We start from the raw sequence: 14,475 nt of genomic DNA, 5'->3' as shown, positions 1-14,475 counted from the left end.
TTAATCCTAATTTTTGTTATAAATTCTTTAAATCTGCTTATTTCATTTTGAAAAAAGCAGATTTTTTGCTATTTTAGTAAAAATTCATTTTCATGCCACAATTTTTAGCTGCAACAACTGTTCATCTACCTGATTTGATTAGTGATTTAGGTTTAATCTTAATCACTGCTGCAATTGCTGTTTTACTTTTTAGAATGTTAAAACAACCTTTGGTTCTTGGCTATTTGGTTGCAGGATTTCTCGCTGGTTCAGAATTTGATTTTTTTCCAACAGTAAAAGATGTGAATAGTGTAAAGGTTTGGGCAGAAATTGGCGTTATCTTTTTATTATTCAGTTTGGGATTAGAATTTAGTTTTAAAAAACTGATGAAAGTAGGCGGAACGGCTTCAATAACTGCTTTTACTCAAATCATTGCAATGGTTACAATTGGTTTTTTTGTAGGCCAATTGATGGGTTGGAATAAAATGAATAGCATATTTTTAGGTGTAATTTTATCCATTTCCTCAACAACCATTATTTTAAAAACCTTTGATGAACTTGGCGTAAAATCCCAAAAATTCGCTGGAAACGTTATTGGTTCGCTAATTGTACAAGATATTATTGCCATTTTAATGATGGTTTTGCTTTCCACAATTGCGGTAAGTCAGCAGTTTTCTGGAATGGAATTGGTTTTTTCAGTTCTGAAACTATTGTTTTTTCTAACGATTTGGTTTGTTGTGGGTATCTTTTTTATTCCAACACTTCTAAAAAAAGCAAAGCATTTATTAACCGACGAAATGTTGCTAATTATTTCCTTAGCACTTTGTTTATTGATGGTAATTTTTGCGGCAGGAGTTGGATTTTCACCAGCTTTAGGAGCATTTATTATGGGTTCAATCATTGCCGAAACTACACAGGCAGAACATATTGAACATCTTGTAAAACCTGTGAAAGATTTATTTGGAGCGGTTTTCTTTGTGTCAGTTGGAATGTTAATCAATCCAGAGACTTTGATTGAATACGCATTACCTGTTGCTATTTTAACATTAGTAGTAATCTTTGGACAATCGTTAAGTTCTACAATTGGCGCATTGTTATCAGGTCAACCTTTAAAGCAATCCATTCAAACCGGAATGAGTTTGTCGCAAATTGGTGAATTCTCTTTTATAATTGCAACATTGGGAACAACCTTAAAAGTAACGAGTGATTTTCTTTATCCAATTGTGGTTGCTGTTTCGGCAGTTACCACTTTTACAACACCTTTTATGGTAAAATTTGCAGCACCATTTTCGGGTTATGTGGAAAAGAAATTACCTCGAAAATGGGTAAAACGCATTCAACTCTACAGCGCTAATACCGAAGAAATTAAATCGATTAGCAATTGGCAAATAGTTTTAAGAAGTTATTTGATACAAGTGGTAATTCATTCTATAATTATAGTTGCTGTAATTTTGCTTTCTTCAAATTTTATTTTGCCATTAGTTCAAGGATCAAGATTTGGAAATGCAACTGCTGCTTTAATCACTTTAATCATCTTATCACCATTTTTATGGGCTTTGTCATTACGTCGAGTTGCCGTAAAAGAGGTGTCGATTTTGATGGAAGAAAGAAAGCATCAAGGTCCAATTATTATGCTAGTGATTTTTAGAATTGTACTAACTTTATTTTATGTTGGTTTTGTTTTAAATACTTTTTTCTCATCTGGAGTTGCTTTTATTGCATTTATGCTTGCAATTGGAGCGTATATTCTATTTCCAAAAAGACTTCACGCCGTTTATAACAAAATCGAAAGTCACTTTTTGAGCAATTTTAATGATAGAGAAATTCGAAAAGAAAATAAGCGTCAAAATACCTTGTCACCTTGGGATGGACACATGGCAGAATTTGAGATTGCAAAAGAATCCAATTTGGCAGGAAAAACATTGGAAGAATTAACGATACGCGAACAATTTGGAATTAACATTGCCTCAATAAGAAGAGGTGAAGTTTTGATAAATATTCCAATAAGAACCGAAAGATTGTTTCCCGGCGATGAAATTAGTGTTATTGGAACGGATGATCAAGTAAAGGATTTTAAAAATTATTTGGATAAAAATGAAATTGACGTTCCAGAAGAAGTTGAGCAAACCGAAATCATTTTACAAAAACTAGAACTTAAAAATAGAGTTTGCATTGGTAAAAGTATACGTGAATCGCAAATTCGAGAGAAAACCCATGGAATTATTGTAGGCATTGAGCGAAATGGAAAACGAATTTTAAATCCAGAGTCGCATTTAGTTTTAGAAGACAGCGATATTCTATGGATTGCAGGAGAAAAGAAAAAAATTGCAGAGTTTTTGAAAGTATAAACTAAAAAGAAAAGATAAAAATTTAACCACAGAGAACACTAAAATAAAAACACAAAGCTCACGAAGTGATTAAAAACTTGTGAGCTTTGTGCATTCTTAGTGAACTTGGTGGTTCAAAAAATTACCTCGAATAATTCGGAGCTTCTTTTGTAATTGTAACGTTATGTGGATGACTTTCAGTAATTCCACTAGATGTAATTCTAACAAAACGTCCATTTTCTTGCAATGTTGGAATATCTTTTGCGCCACAATAACCCATTCCAGCACGAAGTCCGCCGATAAATTGTTGCATACTTTCGTTTAATTCGCCTTTGTATGGAACACGACCAACAATTCCCTCAGGAACTAATTTTTTAATATCATCTTCCACATCTTGAAAATAACGGTCTTTTGAACCTTCTTGCATTGCTTCAACTGAACCCATTCCACGATAAGACTTGAATTTTCTTCCCTCAAAAATGATAGTTTCTCCAGGAGATTCTTTTGTTCCTGCTAATAATGAACCTAACATAACCGAACTTGCACCAGCTGCGACAGCTTTTGGAATATCGCCAGTATAACGAATTCCGCCATCAGCAATTACTGGAATTCCTGTACCTTTTAATGCTGCAGCAACTTCTAAAACTGCTGAAAATTGTGGAAATCCAACGCCAGCAACAACTCGTGTGGTACAAATTGAACCTGGACCAATTCCAACTTTTACGCCATCGGCACCATTTTCTACCAAATACAAAGCCGCTTCTGGTGTGGCAATGTTTCCAACTACAATGTCAATTTGAGGAAATTTATTTTTTACTTCTTTTAAAACCGAAACAACACCTTTGGTATGTCCGTGAGCAGTATCGATAATGATGGCGTCAACACCTGCATTTACTAAAGCTTCCACTCTTTGCAGCGAATCGGCAGTAACACCAATGGCAGCGGCAACTCGCAATCGACCAAATGAATCTTTATTGGCAATTGGTTTTTGAGTATGTTTTGTAATGTCTCTGAAAGTGATTAAGCCTACCAATTTATTTTCAGAATTAATAACAGGAAGTTTTTCGATTTTATGTCCTTGCAAAACTACTTCAGCTTGTTCTAAAGATGTTCCTTCGGCAACGGTAACCAAATTTTGGCTTGTCATTACTTCGATAATTGGTCTTGAATTGTTTTTTTCAAAACGTAAATCACGATTAGTAACAATTCCTTTCAAAGTTTTGTTTTCATCTACAATTGGAATTCCACCGATACCAAATTCTTTCATAGCATTTTTAGCATCTGAAACCAAAGCGGTTAGGGGTAAAGTTACTGGATCGATAATCATTCCGCTTTCGGCACGTTTTACTTTTCTAACTTTTGCAGCTTGTTGTTCGATGGTCATGTTTTTGTGTAAAACACCAATTCCGCCTTCTTGCGCCATAGCAATTGCCATAGCACTTTCAGTAACGGTATCCATTGCAGCTGAAACAATTGGGACGTTTAAAGTAATATTTCTTGAAAATTTAGATTGGATAGAAACTTCTCTTGGTAAAACATCTGAAAAATTAGGAACCAAAAGGACATCATCATAAGTTAATCCTTCACTAATGATTTTTGAGTTGTGTGTGTACATTGCAATTTGTAGTTGTAGTTAAATTGCGTGCAAATATAATAAATCTAATGCAAAAAAAGGAGTTCTATGTCATATAAAATCGCTACCTTAGTATAACATGTAATTTCATTAAATGGTACATAAAACTATAATTGGACTTTCGGATAATGCAGTCATTGCTTCAAAAAATAAAAACGGTACAAATTCGCTAGAGCATCAAAAGAAAAATAATTTTTTAAATTCTTTACTTGATATTTTAAAAGAACCAATGTTTTTGCTTTTAGTTGCTGCTGCGAGTATTTATTTTGTTTCAGGCGATTATGGCGATGGAATTTTTATGTCAGTTGCAATTTTATTAGTTGTTGCTATTTCATTATTTCAAGAAGCAAGAAGTAGAAATGCAATTGATGATTTGAAAAAATTATCTCAACCCAAAAATAAAGTAATTAGAAACGGAAGTGTTATTGAAATTTTTAGTGAAGAAATTGTTTTAGGTGATTTTATTCAAATCGAGTAAGGTTCTTTTATTCCTGCCGATGCAAAAATAATTCAGTCGAGTGATTTTATGGTTAATGAGTCAATATTAACTGGAGAATCATTAGCGGTTGCCAAAAATGAAACTTCAGATGATAATGAAGTTTTTCAAGGAACAATTGTAGCTACAGGAATGGCAATTTGTGAAGTCATTCGAATTGGCAATCAAACTAATTTAGGAAAAATAGGCAAGAGTTTAGAACAAGTTGAAGTTGAAAAAACACCACTTCAAATTCAAATCAACAATTTTGTTAAGAAGATGTCGGTCATCGGATTGCTTATTTTTGGCATTGTTTGGGCTATTAATTACTATCATTCGCAAAATGTATTAGATAGTTTATTGAAGGCATTAACTATAGCAATGAGTGTTATTCCCGAAGAAATACCCGTTGCTTTTACCACTTTTATGGCACTTGGAGCTTGGCGATTAATGAAAATTGGAATTATTGCTAAACAAACAAAAACGGTGGAAACACTCGGAAGCGCGACGGTTATTTGTACAGACAAAACTGGAACGATAACCGAAAACAAAATGAGTTTGGCGCAATTGTATATTTTTAAATCTAACACGATTATTAATAGTGACGAAAAGTTTAATGAAGAATCTCAAGAGGTTTTAAACTATGCGATGTGGTCAAGTGAACCAATTCCTTATGATGCAATGGAAGTAGCCATTCACGATTCATACACTAAAATAATTTCAAATGATGAACGACCTAATTTCAAATTAGTCCATGAATATCCTTTAAAAGGAAAACCACCAATGATGACGCATATTTTTGAAAATTCAAAGGGTGAAAAAATTATAGCCGCTAAAGGTGCAACCGAAGCTTTGATTGCCGTTTGTGATTTGACTAAAAATGAGGAAGAAAGTATATTATCAGCAATGAACACAATGGCAAGTAAAGGTTATCGTGTTCTTGGTGTTGGAAAAGTTATTGATGTAAATCAAAATTATCCAAAAATACAGCAAGAATTCAACTTTGATTTCGTTGGATTAATTGCTTTTTATGATCCACCAAAAGCAAATATTCAAGACGTTTTTGAAAAATTTTATAAAGCAGGAATTCAAGTCAAAATAATAACAGGCGACAATGCTGCAACAACATCTACGATTGCGAGACAAATAGGTTTTAAAAATCCAGATAATGTGCTCAATGGAGACGATTTAATGGCAATGGATGAAACCATTTTAAAAGAAAAAGTTATGGAAACAACTATTTTTACTCGAATGTTTCCAGAAGCTAAGTTGAGAATTATTCAAGCATTAAAAGATAATAATCAAATTGTAGCAATGACTGGCGATGGTGTCAATGATGGACCAGCATTAAAATCGGCTCACATAGGAATTGCAATGGGTAAGAAAGGTTCCGAAATAGCAAAACAAGCCGCTAATTTAATCTTAATTGATGATAATTTTGATAAAATGGTTGATGCCATTGCTATGGGAAGAAAAATTTACGTTAACCTAAAAAAAGCCATTCAGTACATTATTTCTATTCATATTCCAATTATTCTTATTGTGTTCATTCCTTTGGTTTTAGGTTGGGTTTATCCTAACATTTTTACACCAGTACATATTATTTTTTTAGAAATAATTATGGGACCAACATGTTCAATTATTTATGAAAATGAACCAATGGAAAGAAATTTGATGCTACAAAAACCAAGACCTTTTACGACTACTTTTTTTAATTTAAAAGAAATAACAATTAGTATAATTCAAGGATTAATAATCGCATTAGGATTACTTTTTATGTATCAATATTGCATACAATACGATTTTACAGAAGGTGTAACTAGAACATGCATTTTCTTGACATTAATCTCCTCTAATGTTTTTTTAACTTTAGAAAACAGGTCGTTTTACTATTCTATTTTTACAACAATTCGATACAAAAACAATTTGGTTTTGGTTATAATTGGAATTACAATATTGATTACAACTTTGCTATTATTTGTTCCCATTTTTTCAAAATTCTTTCTATTTGAAAAAGTAACCTTCTTTCAAATTGGCTGTAGTATTTTGGTAGGATTTATTTCTGTAATTTGGATAGAGATTTATAAAATTTTCAAAAGAAAAAGAGCAATTAGTGATAAGATTTAAATACTTTAGAAGCTTCATTATAAGCACTTTCAAAACTCATGGCACTTAAATTAGTTTCAGCTTTTTGAGCAGTAAAATAGGAGAGAAGTTTCTCGGTAGGCATGTTTCCAGTCAAATCATCTTTTGCCATTGGACAACCGCCAAAACCTTGAATTGCACCATCAAATCGTGTACAACCTGCTTTGAAAGCGGCATCTACTTTTTCGTGCCATTTATCCGGCGTTGTATGAAGATGTGCGCCAAATTCAATTTCAGGATATTTTGGAATTAAATTGGAGAATAAATAGTCAATAACTTCAGGTGTAGAACTTCCAATAGTATCAGAAAGCGAAAGGATTTTTACGCCCATTTTCGCCAATTTTTCTGTCCATTCGCCGACGATTTCTACATTCCAAACATCGCCATACGGATTTCCAAATCCCATAGAAAGATAGGCAACGACTTCTTTGTTTGTCGTATTTGCAATATCTAAAATCTCTTGCAAAGTCACTAAACTTTCCGCTATGGTTTTATGTGTATTCCGCATTTGAAAATTCTCCGAAATCGAGAATGGAAAACCTAAATATTGAATTTCCTTGTGAACCGAAGCCATTTCTGCACCTTTAGTATTAGCAATAATCGCTAGTAGTTTACTTTCGGTTTTAGTCAAATCCAATTGTGCCAAAACTTCTGCCGTATCTTGCATTTGTGGAATGGCTTTGGGCGAAACGAAACTCCCAAAATCAATCGTGTCAAAACCAACTCGAAGTAATGACTGAATGTATTGCACTTTAGTATCGGTAGGAATAAACGTTTTGATGCCTTGCATGGCATCGCGTGGACATTCTATGATTTTGACTTTTTTCATTGGTTGCCAAATATACTAAAGAAATCGATTTCGTTAATTAAAATTAACTTTTGGATTTTAAAATTGCTTTATTAATTTCTTTTACCAATTTCGGTCCTTCATAAATAAATCCTGTATAAAGTTGCACCAAACTTGCTCCAGCTTCTAGTTTTTCAATGGCATCTTCGGCAGTGTGAATTCCGCCAACACCTATAATTGGGAAGGATTTATTACTTTTTTCCGAAAGAAAACGAATAACTTCAGTGGAACGTTTTGTTAATGGTTTTCCTGATAATCCGCCAATTTCTGCCATAACTTCAGGATTATTTTCAGTCATTAAATTTTCTCTTGAAATAGTTGTATTGGTAGCAATTACTCCAGCAATTTTGGTTTCGTTTACAATATCAATAATGTCCAAAAGATGTTCATCAGTCAAATCTGGAGCGATTTTTAGTAAGATTGGTTTTTTAGTTTCGCGTTCAGAGTTTCGGGTTTCGAGTTTTGTTAATAAATCAGTTAGAGGTTTTTTATCCTGCAATTCGCGAAGATTTGGAGTGTTTGGCGAACTCACATTCACCACAAAATAATCTACATAGTTGAATAATGCGTCAAAACAAATCAGATAATCATTTACTGCTTCATCGTTTGGCGTAATTTTATTTTTACCAATATTTCCGCCGATTAAAACGTTTTTGTTTTTTTTCAAACGTTCGACAGCTTCAAAAACACCACCGTTGTTAAAACCCATTCGGTTGATGATTGCATTATTTTTTTTTAATCGAAACAAGCGCTTTTTAGGATTTCCTTCTTGTGGTTTTGGTGTTAAAGTTCCAATTTCGATAAAGCCAAATCCAAAATTTGAAAGTTCTTTATACAGCTTGGCATCTTTGTCAAAACCTGCTGCTAATCCAACTGGATTTTTGAATTTTAAACCAAAAACTTCTGTTTCTAAACGTTTATCTTTTACTTCAAATAATGAATTACAAATACTTGAAAAAAAAGGAATTTTAGAAAAAAATCGAATAGCCGTAAAACTGAAATAATGTACTTTTTCGGGATCAAACCAAAAAAGTATCGGACGAATAATTAGTTTGTACATGTGTTGTTGTGTTGTGGTGCAAAAATAGAAATTCAATTTCAATTTTCATTTTTTAATCAGTAAATTAAATGTTACTTTAGCCAATCAATTTAAATAGTAATGATTTCAAAAGAACAATTCCAAAGAGAACTTGATTTAATTATCCAAAATGGTATTAGAGAAGACATTGGTTCAGGCGATTACAGTTCGCTTGCTTGCATTCCTTCTAATGCTAATGGGAAAGCCAAATTATTAGTGAAAGATACTGGAATAATTGCTGGTGTTTCTTTTGCAAAAATGATTTTTGAAAACGTTGATCCAACTTTAGAGATGGAAGTTTTTATTAATGATGGTGAAAAAGTGAAGTATGGCGATGTCGTTTTTCATGTTTCTGGCAGTTCACAATCGATTTTGAGAGCAGAACGATTAGTTTTGAATTCTATGCAAAGAATGTCAGCAATTGCAACAAAAACCAATCATTTTGTTCAGCTTTTGGAAGGAACAAAAACTAAAATTTTAGATACACGAAAAACAACTCCAGGATTTCGTGCTTGCGAAAAATGGGCTGTAAAAATCGGTGGTGGCGAAAATCATCGTTTTGCATTGTATGATATGATTATGTTGAAAGACAATCACAACGATTTTGCTGGCGGAATTACACATGCCATCAATAAAACCAAAGCTTTTTTAGCTGAAAATCATCTCGATTTGAAAATCATTGTCGAAGCTAGAAATTTGGATGAAGTCAAAGAAATCCTTGAAAATGAAGGTGTTTATCGAATTTTAATTGACAATTTCAATTTTGAAGATACCAAAACAGCTGTAGCTTTAATTGGTGACAAATGCCTAACAGAAAGTTCCGGAAACATAAACGAAAAAACCATTCGTCAATATGCCGATTGTGGTGTTGATTATATCTCTTCTGGAGCGTTGACGCATTCGGTTTACAACATGGATTTGAGTTTAAAAGCCATCTAAATGTCCTCACCAATCGAAAATAAATTAATGAAACTACCTGTTATTAAGCAGGTTATCATGCTGTTGCAAAAAATAAAATTACCTTGGCTGTACGGGCTTTCATTATACGATTTGCTCGATATTTATATCATTGGTATTATAGAAGGTGCAATTTCCTATCGTGCCGCAGCTATTGCGTGGAGTTTTTTTATGGCGTTATTTCCTTTTATGCTGTTCATTTTCAATCTAATTCCCTACATTCCAATTGAAGGTTTTCAGGAAGATTTTCTAGGTTTTGTCCAACAAAATGTTCCGCCAACAACATTTGACGCTATTCAATCCATCATTGATGATATTTTAAATAATAGTAATACAGGATTAATTTCTACCGGTTTTTTGATGGCTATCATCTTGATGACCAACGGAGTAAATGCTATTCTTGGCGGATTTGAAAGTTCACATCATATTGATTTTTCATTAAAGAGAAAGTTCTTTCGTCAGTATTTTGTATCATTAGCATTGTCATTATTATTGTCATTTTTCTTGATAATTACGGTTGCAGCTATTGTAATCTTGGAAGTTATTATTCAAAAAACAATTATTCAAGATGTGCTTTCTGATAAGATTTCGCTTCTTGAAACGGGTCGATATATTTTTATCATGTTAATGATTTTGTTTTCAACATCCTTGTTGTTTAAATTTGGTGTAAAACGCGAAAAAAACCGCGCATTTATATCTATAGGTTCGGTTTTTACAACAGTTTTAATCATCTTATCATCTTACTTTTTCGGAATTTGGGTGGTTAAATTTTCAAAATACAATGAACTTTATGGTTCTATTGGAACGCTTTTAGTAGTTATGTTTTACATATGGATAAACTGTATGATATTGCTTTTAGGTTTTGATTTAAACGCATCTATCAATCAGATAAAACGTCAGAAACAACAAGAAAAAGAGACAATATGAAAGCGAATAAAATAGTTATACTACTTCTTTTTTTTGTACAAATAAGTTTTTCTCAAACCATAATAGGAAAATGGAAAACTATCGATGATGAAACAGGAAAAGAAAAAGCGATTATTGAAATTTTTGAAAAAAACGGGAAGTATTATGGAAAAATTATTGAAATCCTTGAACAAGAACATAGGTTCAGAAAGTGTGAACTTTGTCAAGGAGAAGATAAAAATAAACCAATACTAGGATTAGTAATCATAAAATCAATACAAAAGAATGGAGCAATTTTTGATGGAGGAAAAATTACAGATCCTAAAAATGGAAAAACGTATAATTGTAAAATTTCTTTTGACGGAAATAATAAATTAATCGTAAGAGGTTACATTGGAATATCGCTTTTTGGTCGCTCACAAACTTGGGTTAGAGACAAATAATCAAACATAATACATGAATTTTTTTATTGAAGTTATTGTTCCACTTTCGTTATCTAAAACACTGACTTATTGTGTTTCGGAAGCTGAATATAATTATATAAAGAAAGGAATGAGAGTGGCAATTCCGATTAAAAATAAAATCTATACTGCCTTAGTAATTGATTTACATCAAACACCACCAACACTATACGATGCAAAAGAAATTCATCAAATTCTGGATGAAAAGCCAATTGTTAATGAGCTTCAAATCAATCATTGGTTTTGGATTGCTTCCTACTATATGTGTTCTATTGGCGATGTTTATCGTGGTGCTTTACCGTCCGCATTATTGTTAGAAAGTGAAACTATTATTTCGCAAGAAACCACAACTTTTGTTGATGAAGCTGAATTGTCCGATGATGAGTTCTTGATCTATGAAGCCTTGCAACGTCAAAGTTCTTTGAAAATTCAAAACATTATTGACATTCTCAATAAAAAAACGGTTTTGCCAATCATCAAGAAGCTAATTGATAAAAAAATAATTTCTCTTCAAGAAGAAATTCAAGAAGAATACAAACCTAAATTGGTAAAATATATTCGTTTGCATTCTGATTTTAAAGATGAAAGTAAATTAATTGCACTTTTAGATAGTTTGAAATCAGATAAAAGGAAAAATTTAGTTTTGCAATATTTTCAATTACAAGCACAACAAAGTAATCCTATTTCTGTAAAAAAATTGACTGAAAAAGCTAATGTTACTGTTTCAATTATAAAAGGATTAGTTGAAAAAAATATTTTTGAGGAATATCACATTCAGGAAGACCGAGTAAATTTTGATAAAAATAAAAATGATAATAAATTACTGTTAAGCAAAGCTCAACAATTGGCTTTTGATGAAATTGAAAAATCATTTTTAGAAAAAGACGTTTGTCTTCTTCATGGTGTAACTTCCAGCGGAAAAACTGAAATCTACACTAAACTTATTGAATACTATATTAAGGAAGGAAAACAGGTTTTATATCTTTTACCCGAAATTGCCCTGACAACACAACTAGTTTCTCGCTTGACACAATATTTTGGTAATAAAGTAGCTGTTTTTCATTCAAAATACAGCAATAATGAAAGGGTAGAAGTGTGGCAAAATGTTTTAAACCAATCTTCAACTGCGCAAATAGTAATTGGAGCAAGATCGGCTTTGTTTTTACCTTTTTCAAATCTAGGGTTGATTATTGTTGACGAAGAACATGAAACAACTTTCAAGCAACAAGATCCAGCCCCAAGATATCATGCTCGTGATGCTGCGATTGTTTTAGCAAATGCGCATCAATCAAAAGTTTTATTAGGTTCGGCTACACCAAGTATTGAAACCTTTTACAATACAACTTCAGGAAAGTTTGGTTTAGTTACTTTAACGGAGCGTTTTGGTAATGTACAAATGCCAGAAATTGAACTTGTTGATTTAAAAGATAGTTATTTCAGAAAGAAAATGAAAGGTCATTTCAGTTTGACTTTAATTGAACAAATTACAGAAGCCTTTTCTAACGGAGAACAAGTTATTTTATTTCAAAATCGAAGAGGATTTTCTCCAGTTTTAGAGTGTTTAACTTGTGGTCATGTTCCGCAATGTCAACAATGTGACGTGAGTTTGACCTATCATAAATTCAAAAACCAACTGCGTTGCCATTATTGTGGATACAGTATGGCTAAGCCAACAAATTGCCATGTTTGTTCTAGTGTGGATTTGGAAACCAAAGGTTTTGGTACGGAACAAATTGAAATGGAATTAGCAGAATTGTTTCCAGAGAAAAATATAAAACGAATGGACCAGGATACAACTCGTGGAAAATATAGTTTTGAAAAAATTATCGATGGATTTAAAAATCGAGAAATTGATGTTTTGGTTGGAACTCAAATGCTCGCCAAAGGTTTAGACTTTGATAATGTTTCACTCGTTGGGATTATGAATGCCGACAATATGTTGTATCATCCTGATTTCCGTGCTTTTGAAAGAAGTTATCAAATGCTAACTCAAGTTTCTGGTCGTTCTGGTCGAAGTGAGAAAAGAGGAAAAGTTGTTATCCAAACCTATAATCCATTGCATAATATCATTCAGCAAGTAACAACTACTGATTATGAAGGAATGTACAAAGAACAACTTTATGAAAGGCAGATTTATAAATATCCACCATTTTTCAGATTAATCAAGCTGACATTGAAGCATCGAGATTTTGAAAAACTTAAAGAAGGTTCGATGTGGTTGTATCAGGTTTTGCAACAAAACCTAACTGTTCCTGTTCTTGGCCCAGAAGAACCAGCCATCAGCCGAATTCGAAATGAATACATTAGAACGATAATGGTGAAAATACCTAGCGAAACGAATTTGCAAAGCACAAAAAAAACTATCCAGAAAGTTCTGAATAGTTTTGATATGGTTGCGCAATACAGAGCTATAAAAGTTACTGTAAATGTGGATTTTTATTAAGCAATAGCTAGGGCTTTTATCAAATCTTCCTTTTTATTGCGACTTAAAGGTATTTTTGTTACACCAATTTCTGCGAATTTACTGTTGAAACGTTCTACTTTATCAATATTAATGATATAGGATTTGTGAACTCTAATAAACTTTTCACTTGATAAATCTTTCTCAAAAGATTTCATTGTAGAGAGAACCAAATTACTATCTTCTTCAGTAACTACTTTTACATAGTCACCATAGGCTTCAATCCATTTAATTTTATTAGTGTAAACTTTAAGTTTTTTAAGATTACTCTTAATAAAGATATGTTCGCCTTCTTCTTCTTGATTTTCTTTTTTAAGCATATGAAAATCCATCGCTCTTCTAACAGATGCGTTAAAACGATCTAATGCAATTGGTTTTTGAAGATAATCTGTTGCATCATAATCGAATGCTTTCATAGCATATTCCGCCTTTGACGTGATAAAAATAATTTGCGGTTTTACTTTTAATCCATCAAGAAAATCAAATCCGCTGATGACTGGCATTTCAATATCTAGAAATATTAAGTCAACAGTATGAACCGACATGCAATTTTTTGCTTCAATTGCATTAGAAAAATCACCCACTAAATGTAAATTTGGATGATTATTTACTAACTTTGCAATGATCATTCTTTGTATCGAACTATCATCTACGACTACACAATTTAGTTTCATAATTTTTTATTATTATAGATTTGGTTCGGTAAAAGTATATACTTTATTTCAATCCACCTAACATTTTATCGATTATTTTTGCTTTTAAACGATTTTTTTTACTTTTAGACGATTTATCACTATATCGCATTAATATTCCAAAAAGATTTTTTATCTTCGCGCCCAATTTAAAATTAACACACATTTATTATGAATCATTACGAAACTGTTTTCATCTTAAATCCCGTTTTATCTGAAGTTCAGGTAAAGGAAACAGTAAGCAAGTTTGAAGATTTTCTTACTTCTAGAGGAGCAAAGATGGTATCGAAAGAGGATTGGGGCTTAAAAAAATTAGCTTACGAAATCCAAAACAAAAAAAGTGGTTTTTACCATTTATTTGAATTCCAAGTGAGTCCAGAAGTACTTATTGCTTTTGAAACTGAATTTAGACGTGACGAAAGAGTTATGCGTTTCTTAACTGTAAGTTTAGATAAACACGCTATCTCTTGGGCAGAAAGAAGAAGAACAAAATTAAAAGAATCTAAAGCTTAAT

The 14,475-nt window shown here is 32.2% G+C and carries 12 protein-coding genes; 8 read left to right on the top strand and 4 right to left on the bottom strand.

What is annotated here, in order from left to right:
• Positions 1-92: 92 nt before the first annotated feature.
• Positions 93-2,327, top strand: a complete 2,235-nt coding sequence (locus BC748_RS13195; RefSeq protein ID WP_133533965.1) for a cation:proton antiporter domain-containing protein — start codon at positions 93-95, stop codon at positions 2,325-2,327.
• Between the two features lie 121 nt (positions 2,328-2,448).
• On the opposite strand, the gene guaB is transcribed toward BC748_RS13195, so the two are convergent.
• Positions 2,449-3,921: an IMP dehydrogenase gene (gene guaB, locus BC748_RS13190; RefSeq protein WP_133533964.1), complete on the bottom strand. Its 1,473-nt coding sequence runs from the start codon at positions 3,919-3,921 to the stop codon at positions 2,449-2,451.
• Between the two features lie 112 nt (positions 3,922-4,033).
• Between guaB and BC748_RS14370 the strand changes: the two genes are divergently transcribed.
• Positions 4,034-4,417 (top strand): cation-transporting P-type ATPase, encoded by a 384-nt coding sequence (locus BC748_RS14370; protein WP_342772721.1) that lies wholly within the window; start codon positions 4,034-4,036, stop codon positions 4,415-4,417.
• Positions 4,418-4,426: 9 nt separating this feature from the next.
• On the top strand, positions 4,427-6,541 hold the full coding sequence (locus tag BC748_RS13185; RefSeq protein WP_342772722.1) for a cation-translocating P-type ATPase: 2,115 nt from the start codon (positions 4,427-4,429) through the stop codon (positions 6,539-6,541).
• On the opposite strand, the gene BC748_RS13180 is transcribed toward BC748_RS13185, so the two are convergent.
• Positions 6,525-7,388 carry a hydroxymethylglutaryl-CoA lyase gene (locus tag BC748_RS13180; protein ID WP_133533963.1) on the bottom strand — a complete coding sequence of 288 codons (864 nt, stop codon included), beginning with the start codon at positions 7,386-7,388 and terminating at the stop codon, positions 6,525-6,527. The genes BC748_RS13185 and BC748_RS13180 overlap by 17 nt on opposite strands.
• A 43-nt stretch (positions 7,389-7,431) precedes the next feature.
• The gene (locus tag BC748_RS13175; RefSeq protein ID WP_133533962.1) at positions 7,432-8,466 is read right to left on the bottom strand and encodes a quinone-dependent dihydroorotate dehydrogenase; all 1,035 of its coding nucleotides are present in this window, start codon (positions 8,464-8,466) and stop codon (positions 7,432-7,434) included.
• Between the two features lie 99 nt (positions 8,467-8,565).
• Here BC748_RS13175 and nadC point away from each other — a divergent pair, with 99 nt between their 5' ends.
• The 4 genes from nadC to priA are packed head-to-tail and all read left to right on the top strand — an operon-like array spanning position 8,566 to position 13,251.
• A complete protein-coding gene (gene nadC / locus BC748_RS13170) occupies positions 8,566-9,423 on the top strand; it encodes a carboxylating nicotinate-nucleotide diphosphorylase (RefSeq protein ID WP_133533961.1) in 858 nt (285 codons plus the stop codon).
• Entirely contained in the window at positions 9,424-10,368 is a 945-nt protein-coding gene (locus tag BC748_RS13165) for a YihY/virulence factor BrkB family protein (RefSeq protein WP_133533960.1), read from the top strand. It begins immediately after the preceding gene.
• Positions 10,365-10,790, top strand: coding sequence for a DUF2147 domain-containing protein (locus BC748_RS13160; RefSeq protein WP_133533959.1), 426 nt, complete (start codon positions 10,365-10,367; stop codon positions 10,788-10,790). Before BC748_RS13165 ends, BC748_RS13160 begins: the two co-directional genes overlap by 4 nt.
• Positions 10,791-10,803: 13 nt before the next feature.
• On the top strand, positions 10,804-13,251 hold the full coding sequence (gene priA, locus BC748_RS13155) for a replication restart helicase PriA (RefSeq protein WP_133533958.1): 2,448 nt from the start codon (positions 10,804-10,806) through the stop codon (positions 13,249-13,251).
• On the opposite strand, the gene BC748_RS13150 is transcribed toward priA, so the two are convergent.
• The gene (locus tag BC748_RS13150) at positions 13,248-13,943 is read right to left on the bottom strand and encodes a LytR/AlgR family response regulator transcription factor (protein WP_133533957.1); all 696 of its coding nucleotides are present in this window, start codon (positions 13,941-13,943) and stop codon (positions 13,248-13,250) included. The two genes, priA and BC748_RS13150, sit on opposite strands and share 4 nt — an antisense overlap.
• Before the next feature lie 189 nt (positions 13,944-14,132).
• Between BC748_RS13150 and rpsF the strand changes: the two genes are divergently transcribed.
• Positions 14,133-14,474 carry a 30S ribosomal protein S6 gene (gene rpsF / locus BC748_RS13145; RefSeq protein ID WP_133533956.1) on the top strand — a complete coding sequence of 114 codons (342 nt, stop codon included), beginning with the start codon at positions 14,133-14,135 and terminating at the stop codon, positions 14,472-14,474.
• The last annotated feature ends 1 nt before the right edge of the window (position 14,475 follow it).

Source organism: Flavobacterium dankookense (genome assembly GCF_004362665.1).
GTDB classification, from domain to species: domain Bacteria; phylum Bacteroidota; class Bacteroidia; order Flavobacteriales; family Flavobacteriaceae; genus Flavobacterium; species Flavobacterium dankookense.
This window is presented reverse-complemented; position numbering and strand designations above follow the sequence as displayed.

Excerpts from the sequence above, each read along its gene's own strand:
- BC748_RS13195 (WP_133533965.1), top strand. The coding sequence starts at position 93 with ATGCCACAATTTTTAGCTGCAACAACTGTTCATCTACCTGATTTGATT.
- guaB (WP_133533964.1), bottom strand. The coding sequence starts at position 3,921 with ATGTACACACACAACTCAAAAATCATTAGTGAAGGATTAACTTATGAT.
- BC748_RS14370 (WP_342772721.1), top strand. The coding sequence starts at position 4,034 with ATGGTACATAAAACTATAATTGGACTTTCGGATAATGCAGTCATTGCT.
- BC748_RS13180 (WP_133533963.1), bottom strand. The coding sequence starts at position 7,388 with ATGAAAAAAGTCAAAATCATAGAATGTCCACGCGATGCCATGCAAGGC.
- BC748_RS13175 (WP_133533962.1), bottom strand. The coding sequence starts at position 8,466 with ATGTACAAACTAATTATTCGTCCGATACTTTTTTGGTTTGATCCCGAA.
- nadC (WP_133533961.1), top strand. The coding sequence starts at position 8,566 with ATGATTTCAAAAGAACAATTCCAAAGAGAACTTGATTTAATTATCCAA.
- BC748_RS13165 (WP_133533960.1), top strand. The coding sequence starts at position 9,424 with ATGTCCTCACCAATCGAAAATAAATTAATGAAACTACCTGTTATTAAG.
- BC748_RS13160 (WP_133533959.1), top strand. The coding sequence starts at position 10,365 with ATGAAAGCGAATAAAATAGTTATACTACTTCTTTTTTTTGTACAAATA.
- priA (WP_133533958.1), top strand. The coding sequence starts at position 10,804 with ATGAATTTTTTTATTGAAGTTATTGTTCCACTTTCGTTATCTAAAACA.
- BC748_RS13150 (WP_133533957.1), bottom strand. The coding sequence starts at position 13,943 with ATGAAACTAAATTGTGTAGTCGTAGATGATAGTTCGATACAAAGAATG.
- rpsF (WP_133533956.1), top strand. The coding sequence starts at position 14,133 with ATGAATCATTACGAAACTGTTTTCATCTTAAATCCCGTTTTATCTGAA.